The following is a 13597-nucleotide window of genomic DNA, read 5'->3' as shown; positions in this document are numbered from 1 at the left end:
TGCGACCCGGCCCACACCGTGTCGCCACAGCGATCTCCACCACGCCGGTGCGCGCCGAGCGGAACGCCCCGGCCTACCAGGTCGACCGCGACGCCTGCGCCTGACACGCACTCGGACGCGGCACGCACCGCCCGTTCAGGTGAACCGGGGCGGCGAGTCGGGCGAACACGTAACATAACTGTGTTTTGTTTTCGCCCGATCGCCGCTCGACCGGGGTGCCCAGCGCTCGGAACACTGATCACATGCCGCACATCGAGCTGCACAACGACCTGCCCGGGATGGCCGGGCTGATGAACTACCGCCCCGAGACGGGCCGACCGCTCACCGAGCTCACCGAGGTGATGCTGCGCGGCCCGAGCGACCTGTCCCGCGGCGAGCGCGAGCTGATCGCCGCGCACGTCTCCGAGTTGAACAAGTGCAAGTTCTGCGCGGGTTCCCACGGCGCCTTCGCCGCCGCCCAACTGCCCGAGGACTACGAGCACACGCCGAAGATGCTGGCGTTGCTGGACATCGCCACGGCGGTGACCGAGAGCGGGCGCGCGGTGACGGCCGAGTTGATCGCCAAGGCGAAGGAGCAGGGCGCCACGGACATCGAGGTGCACGACACCGTGCTGATCGCCGCGATGTTCTGCGCGGCCAACCGCTACGTCGACGGGTTGGCCACGTGGGCGCCCGACGACCCGGAGGCGTACCGGCAGATGGCCGAGCGCATCGTGCCCCACGGCTACGCCGCGATCATCGACCGCGGCTGAGCGGGAGTCAGCCGAGCCGCAGGCTCCGCGCCGCCACCTCCTCGGGTGACGGCCCGGCCAGGTCGGTGTGCTCCACGATCGCCGGCACGACCACGTCCCAGACACCCGGCGGCAACTCGTGGCCGCAGTCCTCCAGCAGCAGCAACCGCGCGCCGGGCACCTCCCGCGCCATCGCCTCGCCGTGCCCCGGCGGGGTCAGCGGGTCCACGTCGCCGTGCACCACCAGCGTCGGCGCCGAGATCGTGCCCAACCGGGCGCGCCACGACTCACCGCCGCCGGCCTGGAAGTGGTTGGCGCTCGACGCGATGTCCCGCGCCCGGTCGAACACGCGCCCCGCCGTCGCGCGCGCCGCGTCCAGGTCCACCGGACGCGGTCCGGCGTAGGGCCGGTCCGCCGTCGCCAGGTGCTCGACCACGGCGGCGCGGTCGGTCCACTCGGGCGCGGGTGGGGCGCCGGCGGCGAAGTGCGCCTGCAACGCGGGCGACATGGGCGGCAGGCCCGGCGCGTTCGGGCCCGCCGGGCTGGTGGCGATCAGCGTCAGCGACGCCACCCGGTCGGCGAAGTCGAGCGCGAGGAGCTGCGCGAGCCCACCGCCCATCGAGATGCCGACGACGTTCGCCCGCGCCACCGCCAGGGCATCCAGCACGCCGACCGCGTCCGCCGCCAGGTCCGCGAACCCGTAGCCCGGCTCGCCCGGCGGGTAGGTCAGCGACCGACCGGTGTCGCGGTGGTCGTACCGGATGACGTAGCGCCCGCCGTCCGCCAGCCGCGCGCAGAACCCGTCGGCCCACGACAGCATCGACCCCGTCGCGCCGGCGATGAGCAGCACCGCCGGGTCCGCCGGCGCGCCGAAGGTCTCCACGCACAGGTCGACGCCGTTGGCCCGCAAGATCCTCTCGGTCATCACGCCACCGTAGCCCGTGCGACGAGCTCGGCCTGCCGGAACCGGTCTTCGGTGAACGGCATCGCGACCACCCGGTCCGCGCCCGCCTCCGCCAGCCGCCCGAAGTGGTCGCGGGCCCGTTCGACCGACCCGGTCACGAGCACCTCCCGCGCCTGCCCCTCGGTCAGCCCGTAGTCGGTCATCGACCGGATCCGGTGCTCCACCACGGACGCGGGCACGTCGCCCAGCGCCACGCTCACCCCGACCGTCACCCCGCACACCGGCCGCCCGTGCTCCCCGGCCAGCTCCCGCAACCGCGCCGTGCCCGACGACACCACGCGGAACGGCACGAACGCCGGGTACCAGTGGTCGCCGAACCGCGCCGCCCGCCGCAGCGCGGCGGTGCCGCCACCGCCGACGAGCACCGGCGGCATCGCCGCGCCCGGCGACAGCACGACGTCCGCGCCGTGCACCGACGCCGCCTCGCCCCGCACCAGGCCCGGCAGCACGGCCAGCGCCGCGTCCGCCCGCCGGCCGCGTTCCGCGAACGGCACGTCGACCGCGCGCCACGCCGCCTCGCCGTGCGCGTCGCCGCCGGTGCCGACGCCGAGCAGCACCCGTTCCCCGGACAGGTGCTGCAGGGTGGCGACCTGCTTGGCCGCCCAGGCGACCGGCCGAAGCGGCAGGACCATCACGCCGAACCCCAGCTTGATCCGATTGGTGGTGGCGGCGACCGTCGCGAGCACCAACGTCGAGTCCAGGAACGGGTTCACCGGGATCAGGTGGTCGCCGTGCCACACCGACTCCAGCCCCAGCCCCTCGGCGTGCTGCGCGTGCTCCACCGCATCGGTCCCGAAGCCCGGCAACGTGATCCCGACGTGCGTCATCGTGCCACCGCGACGGCAGCGCTCATCCCGTCGAACCCCGTCGAACGCATTACGCGCACCTCATCCCCGAAAAGCGACCGAAGTTGGCGCTCACACTGTGTGACCTCCAGCTAACTAGAGGTCAAATCGAGGGTTGTGAATGTAAGCCGAGTCACTCTAGAGTCCCTGGGAGCGCTCCCAGGGAGCGCTCCCAGAAGCGTCGTCAACCGTCAGAGCAGACGGAGGAGACCCAAGTCCATGAGATCGCTTCCTTCTCCCCGGTGGCGCCGCCAGGCCACCGCGGCCCTCGCACTAGTGGCGGTGAGCGGCGCGCTAGCGTCCGGAACGGCCTACGCGGCGGACTACGAACGGCTGGTCAACGGCACGTTCAGCAGCGGCTCGGCCGACCCGTGGTGGGCCAGCGCGGGCGTGTCGAACCGCGTCACGAACGGCGAGCTGTGCGCCACGGTCACCGGCGGCACGGTCAACCCGTGGGACTCGCTGATCGGCCAGAACGGCGTGCCGTTCGAGGCGGGCCAGTCCTACACGATGTCCTTCGACGCCTACGCCTCGGTCGCCCGGCCGGCGGCTGCGGCGGCCGGTGAGGGCGTGAGCCCCTACCGGACGATCGCGAAGCAGGACATCGCGCTGACCACCACGAAGCAGCGCTTCACCTTCACGTTCACCTCCACGCTGGACTTCCCCGACGCGGGCAATGGCCAGGTGACGTTCCACCTGGGCGCCGTGGCGGCCGACACGACGGTCTGCGTGGACAACGTCTCCCTCATCGGCGGCGTGAAGCCGCCGGGCGGCGACCCGGCCAACCCGGCGAAGAAGATCAACGTCAACCAGGTCGCCTACGTGCCGGGCCTGCCCAAGCACGCGACCCTGACCTCGGACGCGACCACCGCGCAGCCGTGGGCGTTGAAGAACTCCGCGGGCACGACGGTGGCCTCGGGCCAGACGACGCCGAAGGGCCTGGACGCCGAGTCCGGCGACTCCACGCACCTGATCGACTTCTCGTCGTTCGACACGGCGGGCACCGGCTACACGCTGACCGTCGGCACCGAGACCAGCTTCCCGTTCGACATCGCGACGGACGAGATCAAGAAGCTGCGGTACGACGCGCTGGCGTACTTCTACCACAACCGCAGCGGCATCCCGATCGAGGCGCAGTACGTGGGCGAGCAGTACGCGCGCCCCGCCGGCCACCTCAACGTCGCGCCGAACCAGGGTGACGACAACGTCCCCTGCCTCGCGACCATCACGTGCGGCTACACGCTCGACGTGCGCGGCGGCTGGTACGACGCGGGCGACCACGGCAAGTACGTCGTCAACGGCGGCATCTCCGCGTGGCAGGTGCTCAACACCTACGAGCGCGCGAAGCTGATCGGCGACGCGGCCACGCTCGGCGACGGCAAGCTGAACATCCCGGAGAAGGCCAACGGGGTGCCGGACATCCTGGACGAGGCGCGCTGGGAGGTCGAGTTCCTGCTGAAGATGCAGGCGCCCGACGGCATGGTGCACCACAAGATCCACGACCAGAACTGGACCGGCCTGCCGCTGCTCCCCCACCAGGACCCGCAGGCCCGTCGCCTCTCCGCGACCAGCACGGCGGCGACGCTGAACACGGCCGCGGTGGCGGCGCAGGCGGCCCGCATCTGGAAGACGATCGACCCGGCGTTCTCGGCGAAGGCGCTCGCGGCGGCCACCAAGGCGTACGCGGCGGCGAAGGCGAACCCGAACAAGATCGCCGACCCGAACGACGGCACCGGCGGCGGCTCCTACAGCGACGCCACGCTGACCGACGAGTTCTACTGGGCCGCGGCGGAGATGTTCACCACCACCGGTGAGTCCTCCTACCGCAGCGACCTCACGTCGTCGACGCACTTCAAGGGCAAGAGCCTGACGGCGCGCGGCTTCGACTGGGGCTCCACCGGCCCGCTGGGCGACATCACGCTGGCGCTCGTGCCCAACGGTCTGCCCGCCTCGGACATCACCGCGATCAAGTCGGCGTTCACCACGGTCGCGGACGCCCACCTGTCGCAGATGTCGACCCAGGGCTACCCCGCGCCGTACCGCCCGACCGAGGGCTACGACTGGGGTTCCAACGGCCTCGTCGCGAACAACATCTCGGTGCTCGCGCTGGCGCACGACTTCACCGGCGCGGCCAAGTACCGCGCGGGCGTGTTCCAGGGCCTGAACTACCTGCTGGGCCGCAACCCGATGTCGTACTCGTACGTCTCGGGCTACGGCGAGCAGCCGGTGAAGAACGTGCACCACCGGCACTGGGCGAACCAGCTGGAGCCGACCCTGCCGACCGCGCCGCCCGGCGCGCTCTCGGGTGGTCCGAACAGCGCGTTGCAGGACCCGATCGCGGCGCGCCTGCTCACGGGCTGCAAGGCGCAGAAGTGCTTCGTGGACCACATCGAGGCGTACTCGGTGAACGAGGTCACGGTCAACTGGAACTCCGCGTTCGCGTGGATCGCCAGCTGGGCCGCGGAGAAGGTCACGACCGCCCCGCCGGTCGACACCACCGCGCCGTCGACCCCAGGCACCCCGGTGGCCTCCGACACCACCACGACGGGCACGAAGCTGACGTGGACGGCGTCCACCGACCCGGAGAGCGGCGTCAAGGAGTACGACGTCATCTCCGTCGAGGGTGACGCGCTGCGCGTCGTCGCCACGGTCACCTCGCCGACGGCGACGCTGACGGGCCTGCGGCCGGACACGGCCTACCAGTTCGCCGTCATCGCGAAGAACGGCGCGAACCTGCGCTCGGGCATGTCGCCGCAGGTGAGCGTGCGGACCAAGCCGGACGTGTCGGCCAACTACTGCAAGGTGGTCTGGCGCGCCTCGACCTGGTCCACGGGCATGTCGGTGAACATCACCGTGACGAACACCAGCCCGTCGGCGTGGACGTCGTGGAAGCTGGAGTTCACCATGCCGGGCAACCAGAAGATCACGCAGGGCTGGTCGGCCACGTGGGCCCAGTCGGGTCAGGCGGCGTCCGCGACGAACGTCGGGTGGAACGCCAACGTGCCGGTCGGCGGTTCGGTCAACGTCGGCTTCAACTCCTCGGGGTCGGGCACGACGACCCCGCCGACCGACTTCCGCGTGAACGGTAACCCCTGCACCGTGGGGTGATCCGACCAGAACGGGCGGTCCGGCACCACGGACCGACCGCATGACCGGTGGCGGGGTCCCCACGGACCCCGCCACCGGTTCGCTTTTCCCTGGGTGTCAGGAACCGCCGACGGCGTCGCGGGAACGGCGGTCCGCGGGCGGCGGGTCGACCACGACGTTGAGCACGGTCTTCAGCCGCTCCAGCGGTCCGCGCGGCGGCGGCGCGGCGACGCGTTCCCGCAGCAGCGGCACGCCGTCGCCCTCCAGCGCGTCGAGCCCCACCGCGCGGCCGCTCATCGCCAGCACCAGCGACTCGGCGTCCCCGCGCACCACCGCACCGCTGCCGGACGCCCAGCCGGTGTCCACGGCCTCCAGCCGCAGGCCCGCCAGCCGGGAGCCCATCGCGTACCCCGGCGACGGCTTGGCCGCCAGGTGCTGGAACGCCACCCACAGCCGGTCCTCCGGCATGTCGCGCTCGATGCCCAGCGGCAGGCGGACGTCGTAGTCGTGCAGCAGGATGTCGGCCAGCACGGGGTCGTAGCCCGACCGCGGGATGGTCGTCTTCGACGTCGACCACCGGCGCAGCCGCGCGGTGATCTCCGAGGTGGGCATCCGGGCCGCCTTGGCGGTGAGCTCCCGGTTGAGCCGGTCGAAGTCGGCCGCCATGGAGACGATGCCCCAGTACAGCTTGAGCTGGCCGAACTTCAGGTACGTGATCAGGTGGGCGCCGATGTCGTGCACGGTCCACCCCGCCGAGAGGCTGGGCGTGGCCAGTTGGCCCGCGTCCAGCCCGTCGAGGAGGTCCGCCATCCGACGCCGCTCTTCAACGAGCATGTCGTGGACCTTCATCCGTCCACGCTAGAGCGTCTATGGATCACACTGTTATTGTTTTCTTGCGGACTTCAGCGCCTCCAGGAACCGCTCCGGCGCGTCGCGCAGCACGTTGTGCCCGGCGGGCCACGCCTCGACGTGCCAGCCCGGGTCGTCGCGCAACCGTTCGTAGGTGCCGGCCAGCGGGCTGTCCGGGAAGTCGGCCATGAACAGGTACCGCCGGTCGGTCACCCGGTCGACGGCGCCGGTGATCGACGCCCGTTGCAGCAGGGTGGCCAGCGGGTGGGCCGTGGCGCGCTCGTCGAAGATCGGCAGCGGCGCCATGGAGAACCCGTCCCCCGCCGCGCCCTCGACGTACCACTTGCGCCAGTCCCCGTGCACGATGTCGTACGCGGACTCGCCGTCACGCGGCACGAACGCGTCCACGTACACCAGGGTCGCGATCCGGTCGGGCACGCGGTCGGCGACGGTGGTGGTCACCATGCCGCCGTAGCTGTGCCCGACGAGCACGACGTCACGCAGGTCGTGCCGCTCGACCAGGTCCAGCACCTCGGCCACGTGGTCGTCCAGGTTGACCCGACCGGTGCTCAACGTGACCGCGTGCACCTGGTGGCCCTCGGCCCGCAGCCGTTCGGAGATCGGGTCGTAGTACCACCCGCCGTGGCAGGCGCCGGGGATGAGCACGTAAGTCGTCATGGCCACCACGCTAGGAGCCCTTTAGGACATAGGGTGTCCGTGATGACGATGCCGGGGAGGATGCTGCGCCTGCTGTCCCTGATGCAGGGCAGGCGTGACTGGACGGGGTCGGAGCTGGCCGAGCGGCTCGGCGTCACGGACCGGACCGTGCGCCGCGACGTCGAGCGGCTGCGCGAGCTGGGCTACCCGGTCGACGGCACGACCGGCGCCGCCGGCGGCTACCGGCTCGCGTCGGGCCGCAACCTGCCGCCGTTGCTGCTGGACGACGACGAGGCGGTGGCGGTGGCCGTCGGCCTGCGCACGGCGGCGGGCGTGCAGGGCATCGAGGAGTCGTCGACCAGGGCGTTGGCGAAGCTGGAGCAGGTGCTGCCGTCCAGGCTGCGGCAGCGGATCGCGGCGGTGCGGGACGCCATCGCGGTCATGGCGGTGGCCGGCCCGGTGTCCGACCCGGCGGCGCTGGGCGTGCTGGCGACGGCGTGCCGGGACCACGAGGTGGTCGCGTTCACGCACCGCGGGCAGGAGCGGCGGGTGGAGCCGCGCAGCCTGGTGACCGCCTACCGGCGCTGGTACCTGCTGGCCTACGACCCGGCGCGGGAGGACTGGCGGACGTTCCGGGTGGACCGGATGGGCGCGCCGCGGGCCACCGGCCGCCGCTTCACGCCGCGTGAGCCGCCCGAGGACCCGGCCACGTACGTGGCGCGCTCGCTGACCGCCGCCCCGTACCGCTACACGTGCACGGCGGTGGTCGACGCGCCGGCGGACGTCGTGCGGTCACGGCTGGTGGTGGCGCTGCCGGGCCGGGTCGAGCCGATCGACGACCGGACGTGCCGGGTGCGGTTGGGCGCCGACGAGATCGAGCACGTGGCCGCGGACCTGCTGCTGCTCGGCGCGGACTACGCGCTCGACGCGACGCCCGAGGTGCTGGCCGCGTTGCGCGCGGCCGGGTCCGGGCTCACCGGTAGGCGTCCTGGCCGACCGGGCGCACCAGGATCTCGTTGACGTCCACCGACGGAGGTTGGCCCACCGCGTACAGCACGGCGCGGGCCACGTCCTCCGGCGCGAGCTTCGGGTCGGCGGCGCGCGACGGCGGGATGCCGCCGGTGTCGGTCAGGCCGGGCTGCACGAGCGTGACGCGGACGCCCGTGCCGACGCACTCGGCGCGGATCGCCTGCGCCAGCCCCGTCACCGCCCACTTGGTGGCCGAGTAGAGGTTCCCCGGCCGCACGCCGCGACCGGCCGCCGACCCGGTGAGCACCAGGTGGCCGGCGTGGCGCATCAACGCGGGCATCGCCGCCCGCGCGGTGAACGCGGGGCCGCACACGTTGGTCAGCACCATGTCGCTCCACTCGGCGGGCGGCGCGCCGTCGGTCGAGGTGAACGAGGTCGTCACGCTCGCGCCCGCGTTGGCGAACACGACGTCGACGCTCCCCCACTCCTCCTCGACCCGGCCCATCAGCGCCGCGACCTCGTCGTACACCCGCACGTCGCACGAGGCCACCCACACCCGGTCGGACCCGCCGATCCGGGCCGCGAGCTCGGCCAGCCGGGACGCGTCCCGGGCCGTGAGGACCAGCCGGTACCCCGCTTCGGCGGCCAGGCGGGCGGTCGCCGCGCCGATGCCCCGACTGGCCCCGGTCACCACGAACACCCCTTGCGCCATGGCCGCAGATTACCGCTGGTTAGATCGGGTTCACCGGTTCGGAGCAACATTTGGGCCAGTTGGGGCGTCTCAAGGGGCGTATCCACTGATTGGGGGCACATGAACATCAACCGCAGGTTCGCGCTCGGGCTGGGCTCGGTCGCGGCGGCCGGCGCCGTGCTCGGCACGACCGCCGGTGCGGCGCAGGCGCAGACGACCGAGGCGGAGTGGGACGCGTTGATCCCGACCACGGCTGACCAGGCACGCCGCAAGATCGCGTGGAAGTACTCCGCGCTGGTCTCGCGCGCGCGTGGCACGTGGTCGTCCTACATCGGCGTGGCCGACCCGGACGGCACGGTGAAGCCCGCCGTCGAGGTCGAGGCCGACCGGGTGGTCGAGGCGTACAGCGTGAACAAGATCGCGGTCGCGGTGGCCGTGCTGGACAAGGTCGACCGCGGCCTGATCACGCTGGACCAGCGGGTCGACGTCACGCAGGCGATCGTCATCCAGGACACCGACGGGATCTTCGGGCTCGACGGGGCCTACCCGAGCTCGGTGACGGTCGGGCACGCGCTGGCGGCGTTGCTGACGGTCTCGGACAACACGGCGGTGCGGCTGTGCGGCCTGGTCGTGCCCGCGTTGGAGCTGAACGAGATCCTGCGCTCCAAGGGTTTCGTGCACACGCAGGTCGTGCCGGTGGCGAACCCGAACCGGTTCTTCCTGGGCACCACCACGCCCCGGGAGACGTTCACGCTGCTCCAGAAGCTGGCCGCGGGTCAGCTGCTGTCGGCGGCGTCCACCGAGCACCTGCTGAAGGTGCTGCGGTCGCTGACGTCGTTCACGGACGGGATCCGGCTCAACCTGTCGTCGGCGGAGCGGTTGAACGTGGCGACCAAGGCCGGTTGGTTCAACGACGGCCGCAACGAGGCCGGCATCGTGTTCGACGCGGCGGGCAAGCCGATCATCACCTACGCGCTGTTCGCGTCCGGCCAGTTCGCCGGTGACCAGGCGGCCAACGCCGACAACTACAGCACCACCCACCCCGCCCTGCGCGCACGCGCCGCCCTGGGCCGCACGCTGTACGACTCGGTCCTCCGCATCACCGCGAACACCCCGCGCACCTACCGCACCCAGCCGTACCGCCCGGGCAACGGCGGCTGATCATGGTAACCGTGCCCGTGGCCTCCCCCGCGCAGGGAGGACACGGGCACGGATTCGTTCCGCGCCATGCGTGTTACGGTCCTGGCCCACTCGGCCACCTCACCTGCGGACGTGGTCGGAGAAGCACGGACCTGTCCGGTTTGGGGGAGTTCGATGGACGCGGGGGACCTCTTACGACCGGTCGGACCGGTCATCGGGCACCTGGCCAAGGCAATGCAACGGCTCACCGGGGCCGACACCGTCTCCGAGCCGGTCCGGATGGACCCGCTAGTGCGGTTGCCCGGCAAGCCCCCGCTGTCGCACATCGACCGAGAGCGCGTCGAGGAGTTCGCCACCAAGGTCGTCGACCAGCTAGCGGAGTTCCGGGAGAAGGAGTTCGCCAGGCTGGCGGTGGGCGAGTGGAACGCCGCCGTGGAGGCGGTCCAGGAGACGCTGCGCCGCAGCGCGCCGCTCGACGTCGGCATCGCCCTGGAAGCCGACCTCGACGCCGAGCGCTTGGCGAGGAAGCTCATCGACAACGACCCTGACCGCGTGCGGACCGAGGAGCTGGTCGATGACGCCCTCGACGCGTACCACGTGGTGCTGCTGGCCTGCTCGATGCATCTGGTCGAGTTCTTCAGCTCCCGCCCCTCGTTCTCCGCACGGGTGGACGTGGAGCTGATCCGCCGCACCGGCGACATCGGCAGGGCGCTCGCGGACCGCGTCGTACCCTCGGAGTTCGAGGCCCGCTACCGCGAGGCGGTCGTGGGCAAGCTGCGCAAGCTCCGCCTCTTCGGCGTGCGCCTGGGCCGCATCCAGTCCCAGTACCCGCTGAGCACCGCGTACATCAGCCTCAGCGGCACGCCGGAGATCAGCAGGTCCGTCGACCTGACCGAGCCTCGGGCTGAACGCACGGCCGAAGTTCAGCCCGACGTCAAGGTGCGTCTCTCCCGGGTCCTCGCCACCCATCCCCGTCTGCTGGTCCGGGGTGAGGCGGGCTCGGGCAAGACCACGCTGCTCCAGTGGATCGCCACGATGGTCGCAAGCGGTTCGGCTGAGGTGCCCGAACTCACCGGCAAGGTACCCTTCTTCATCCGCCTGCGGAATTTCGCGGGCCGACCGCTGCCCGTTGTCGACCAGTTCGTCGAGCAGATCAGCTCGGACCTCGCGCTGGACGCGCCCGTCGGGTGGGTGCGGTCGGTGCTGCGGGACAGGCGAGCGCTCGTGCTCGTGGACGGTGTGGACGAGCTGCCGGAGGACCAGCGCCCAGCAGTTCAGGAGTGGCTGGACGACCTCACCACCCAGTTCACCGGAAACCACTGCGTCGTCACGTCCCGCCCTCCTGCCGCCTCGGCGAACTGGCTAGTGGACGCCGAGTTCAGAAGCTTCCGCATCCTGCCAATGGACATGTCCGACATCGACGATTTCATCGCGCACTGGCACGGGACGATGCGGGACCTCGCAGAGTCGGCCGATGACGCGGACGAGGTCACCCGACTACAGAGCGATCTCCAGCGTACCTTGGGGAAGCGGCGCGACCTGCGCAAGCTCGCCACTAACCCACTGCTCTGTGCGCTCATCTGCGCACTGCACCTCGATCGGCTGCGCGAGCTGCCGCGCGACCGCATGGAACTGTACCGGGCGGCTCTGGAGATGCTGCTCTCCGAGCGGGATCGGCAGCGCCACGTACCGACGTTCATCGACGAGATCGCGCGGCGTGATCAGGAGATGCTGCTGGCCCACCTCGCCTACTGGATGATCAGGAACAATCGCCTCGACGTTACCCGTGAGGAGGTTGAGAAGCGGATCGACCACGAACGGCGCGGGATGCACCAGCTCAAGGCCACCTCGGCAGAGCTGGCCGAGTACCTGGTGCTGCGGTCCGGTGTGCTCCAAATGGTGTCGACGCAGCGGGCCGACTTTCTGCACCGCACGTTCCAGGAGTACCTGGCCGCGCAGGCCGTGCTGGACCTCGACGACATCGACTTTCTGCTCGAACACGCCGAGAAGGATCAGTGGCGCGAGGTCGTGCCCATGGTTGTGGGCCACGCGAACCGGCGTGAACGTGAGCGGATCATCAACGGTCTAATCGAGCGGGGCGACCGGGACCGTAAGCTGAAATACCGCCTGCACCTGTTGGCCGCCACGTGCTTGGACAACGCCTCTTACCTGAGCCAGGACACCGCAGCGCTGGTTCGGCAGAGAACAGAGCTTATGATCCCGCCTACCAGTAGCCAGCGGGCGAAGGCGCTGATCAGAGCGGGCGATCTGGTGCTCGATCTCGTGCCGAGCCTCGAATCACTTGGACCGGTGGTGCTTCGCCGGATGCTGCTGGTCGTACAGGGAATCGGTGGCGTCGAGGCACTGCCGGTCTTGTCGCGCTTCGCCGCCCTGCCAGACCTCGACATCCGAAAGCGACTCGCTCGCGCCTGGCCGGATTGCGACGCTGGTGATTACGCGCGCACAGTCCTGCACAGTATGGATCTGACCGACGTCATGGTCTGGACAGGAACGAACGAGCAGGTCAAGTCGCTCAAACACGTCGACTCACTCACTAGCCTCTGCATCTCCAGTGATCGCCCAAGCGACCCCGTGCTCCTGAACAACCTCGGACACCACCCGCGGCTCCACACTCTCAAACTGGTCGATGTGGTCTGCGCGAACGGGCTGCACGATTTGGCCAGGATTCCGCTGCGCCAACTGGACCTCCACGGGATGCCCTTGACGGACACCGAATCTCTCTTGATGCTGCCGAGCGTCGAAAAGCTGACGATCGGGCCGCTTGTGATCGACGAGGAAGCTGATCCCACCAATCTTGGTCCGACTGTCCGCCACCTCCGACTGGTCGGTGCAGGAAACCCTATGGACGCCTACGAGTCGGCAGCGGTTCGCTCGGTACCCGCCACCTGGCAGCGGCCAACGTTGACCGCGCTCCGAGGAGGCGAAGGTATCAGACACCTCAGCCTCGTCGGCTGGCCGAGCCAAGCCGAACTCGACGTAATTAGGACAATGCCCGCACTGGAAAGCTTGCACATACTGATCGCCGACGATCTCCTACGGGAACGACTCTTGAAGGGCGACCCAAGTCTGTACCGCCACCCGTCCCTTCTTGTCGGCCTAGCTCAGATCGCCGGGCAGGTGCCTAGCGGGGTGGAATTGCACCTCGGCGTCTTCAGCCCGTCACCATCACTGCCAGCCATCCACTGCGAGATGCGGTGGCACGACCACGCGTACGCCGAAGCGACCAGATCCGTGCTGACGGACCTCGGGCATCGGGGAACGGTGTTCGTCAATGGTGTCGCGATCAACCACCGAGCCCGCCCCGCATAGTGCTGGGACGCGCTTCGCGTCTCCGGCCGTTGTCGAGTCCGGCGAGGACCTTCCGCCACTGCCCAGCTTGAACGACAGCGTCGGTCCGGCCGAATTATTGGAGTCGCGCGCGGCGATCCCCTCGCCCACCGGCACCACCTCGACACAGGACTCGCCGCTGCCGTTGAAGCTGCTCTTGCGCCAAGCCGCATTCGCCAGATCCCCGTGCTTCATCTGCGCCCGAACCTTCCCTTTGGTACTGGCGATCCCGGCGATCAACGCGACCGAGTCGTCAGAGCTCTTGGCAACCCAGGCTGTCACCGTAGGTCGAATCGATGTCGTACGACTCGGTCCT

General features: G+C 70.4%; 10 protein-coding genes and 1 pseudogene. 5 read left to right on the top strand and 6 right to left on the bottom strand.

Annotated features, from left to right (window positions below; all coding sequences use genetic code 11):
- The first annotated feature begins 242 nt into the window (after positions 1-242).
- A complete protein-coding gene (locus ABTZ99_RS16995; protein WP_498776902.1) occupies positions 243-752 on the top strand; it encodes a carboxymuconolactone decarboxylase family protein in 510 nt (169 codons plus the stop codon).
- A 7-nt stretch (positions 753-759) separates the two neighbouring features.
- Here the strand turns inward: ABTZ99_RS16995 and ABTZ99_RS16990 are convergent, their stop codons facing one another.
- Complete coding sequence (locus ABTZ99_RS16990; protein ID WP_498776900.1) at positions 760-1656, bottom strand: alpha/beta fold hydrolase; 897 nt, start codon at positions 1654-1656, stop codon at positions 760-762.
- On the bottom strand, positions 1656-2522 hold the full coding sequence (locus tag ABTZ99_RS16985) for an LLM class flavin-dependent oxidoreductase (protein ID WP_499612138.1): 867 nt from the start codon (positions 2520-2522) through the stop codon (positions 1656-1658). Before ABTZ99_RS16985 ends, ABTZ99_RS16990 begins: the two co-directional genes overlap by 1 nt.
- A gap of 300 nt (positions 2523-2822) precedes the next feature.
- Here ABTZ99_RS16985 and ABTZ99_RS16980 point away from each other — a divergent pair, with 300 nt between their 5' ends.
- Entirely contained in the window at positions 2823-5648 is a 2826-nt protein-coding gene (locus ABTZ99_RS16980) for a glycoside hydrolase family 9 protein (protein ID WP_499612136.1), read from the top strand.
- A gap of 96 nt (positions 5649-5744) precedes the next feature.
- On the opposite strand, the gene ABTZ99_RS16975 is transcribed toward ABTZ99_RS16980, so the two are convergent.
- Positions 5745-6476, bottom strand: a complete 732-nt coding sequence (locus ABTZ99_RS16975; RefSeq protein ID WP_498776894.1) for a maleylpyruvate isomerase family mycothiol-dependent enzyme — start codon at positions 6474-6476, stop codon at positions 5745-5747.
- 33 nt (positions 6477-6509) lie between these two features.
- Positions 6510-7154, bottom strand: coding sequence for an alpha/beta fold hydrolase (locus ABTZ99_RS16970; protein WP_499612134.1), 645 nt, complete (start codon positions 7152-7154; stop codon positions 6510-6512).
- A 42-nt stretch (positions 7155-7196) separates the two neighbouring features.
- Here ABTZ99_RS16970 and ABTZ99_RS16965 point away from each other — a divergent pair, with 42 nt between their 5' ends.
- On the top strand, positions 7197-8153 hold the full coding sequence (locus tag ABTZ99_RS16965; protein ID WP_498776889.1) for a helix-turn-helix transcriptional regulator: 957 nt from the start codon (positions 7197-7199) through the stop codon (positions 8151-8153).
- Here ABTZ99_RS16965 and ABTZ99_RS16960 read toward each other — a convergent pair.
- Positions 8107-8814, bottom strand: coding sequence for an SDR family oxidoreductase (locus tag ABTZ99_RS16960; protein WP_498776887.1), 708 nt, complete (start codon positions 8812-8814; stop codon positions 8107-8109). The two genes, ABTZ99_RS16965 and ABTZ99_RS16960, sit on opposite strands and share 47 nt — an antisense overlap.
- A gap of 99 nt (positions 8815-8913) precedes the next feature.
- Here ABTZ99_RS16960 and ABTZ99_RS16955 point away from each other — a divergent pair, with 99 nt between their 5' ends.
- Both ABTZ99_RS16955 and ABTZ99_RS16950 read left to right on the top strand, forming a co-directional pair.
- Complete coding sequence (locus ABTZ99_RS16955; protein ID WP_499612131.1) at positions 8914-9954, top strand: serine hydrolase; 1041 nt, start codon at positions 8914-8916, stop codon at positions 9952-9954.
- 153 nt (positions 9955-10107) lie between these two features.
- Positions 10108-13263 carry an NACHT domain-containing protein gene (locus ABTZ99_RS16950; RefSeq protein WP_499612130.1) on the top strand — a complete coding sequence of 1052 codons (3156 nt, stop codon included), beginning with the start codon at positions 10108-10110 and terminating at the stop codon, positions 13261-13263.
- Positions 13264-13341: 78 nt separating this feature from the next.
- Here the strand turns inward: ABTZ99_RS16950 and ABTZ99_RS16945 are convergent.
- Positions 13342-13476, bottom strand: a pseudogene (locus ABTZ99_RS16945) (DUF397 domain-containing protein); the annotation flags it as partial.
- Positions 13477-13597: the final 121 nt, after the last annotated feature.

Origin of the sequence: Actinosynnema sp. NPDC002837 (assembly GCF_040295345.1) — a bacterium.
Lineage (GTDB): Bacteria > Actinomycetota > Actinomycetes > Mycobacteriales > Pseudonocardiaceae > Actinosynnema.
This window is presented reverse-complemented; position numbering and strand designations above follow the sequence as displayed.

Excerpts from the sequence above, each read along its gene's own strand:
- ABTZ99_RS16985 (WP_499612138.1), bottom strand. The coding sequence starts at position 2,522 with ATGACGCACGTCGGGATCACGTTGCCGGGCTTCGGGACCGATGCGGTG.
- ABTZ99_RS16975 (WP_498776894.1), bottom strand. The coding sequence starts at position 6,476 with ATGAAGGTCCACGACATGCTCGTTGAAGAGCGGCGTCGGATGGCGGAC.
- ABTZ99_RS16950 (WP_499612130.1), top strand. The coding sequence starts at position 10,108 with ATGGACGCGGGGGACCTCTTACGACCGGTCGGACCGGTCATCGGGCAC.
- ABTZ99_RS16965 (WP_498776889.1), top strand. The coding sequence starts at position 7,197 with ATGACGATGCCGGGGAGGATGCTGCGCCTGCTGTCCCTGATGCAGGGC.
- ABTZ99_RS16955 (WP_499612131.1), top strand. The coding sequence starts at position 8,914 with ATGAACATCAACCGCAGGTTCGCGCTCGGGCTGGGCTCGGTCGCGGCG.
- ABTZ99_RS16970 (WP_499612134.1), bottom strand. The coding sequence starts at position 7,154 with ATGACGACTTACGTGCTCATCCCCGGCGCCTGCCACGGCGGGTGGTAC.
- ABTZ99_RS16995 (WP_498776902.1), top strand. The coding sequence starts at position 243 with ATGCCGCACATCGAGCTGCACAACGACCTGCCCGGGATGGCCGGGCTG.
- ABTZ99_RS16990 (WP_498776900.1), bottom strand. The coding sequence starts at position 1,656 with ATGACCGAGAGGATCTTGCGGGCCAACGGCGTCGACCTGTGCGTGGAG.
- ABTZ99_RS16960 (WP_498776887.1), bottom strand. The coding sequence starts at position 8,814 with ATGGCGCAAGGGGTGTTCGTGGTGACCGGGGCCAGTCGGGGCATCGGC.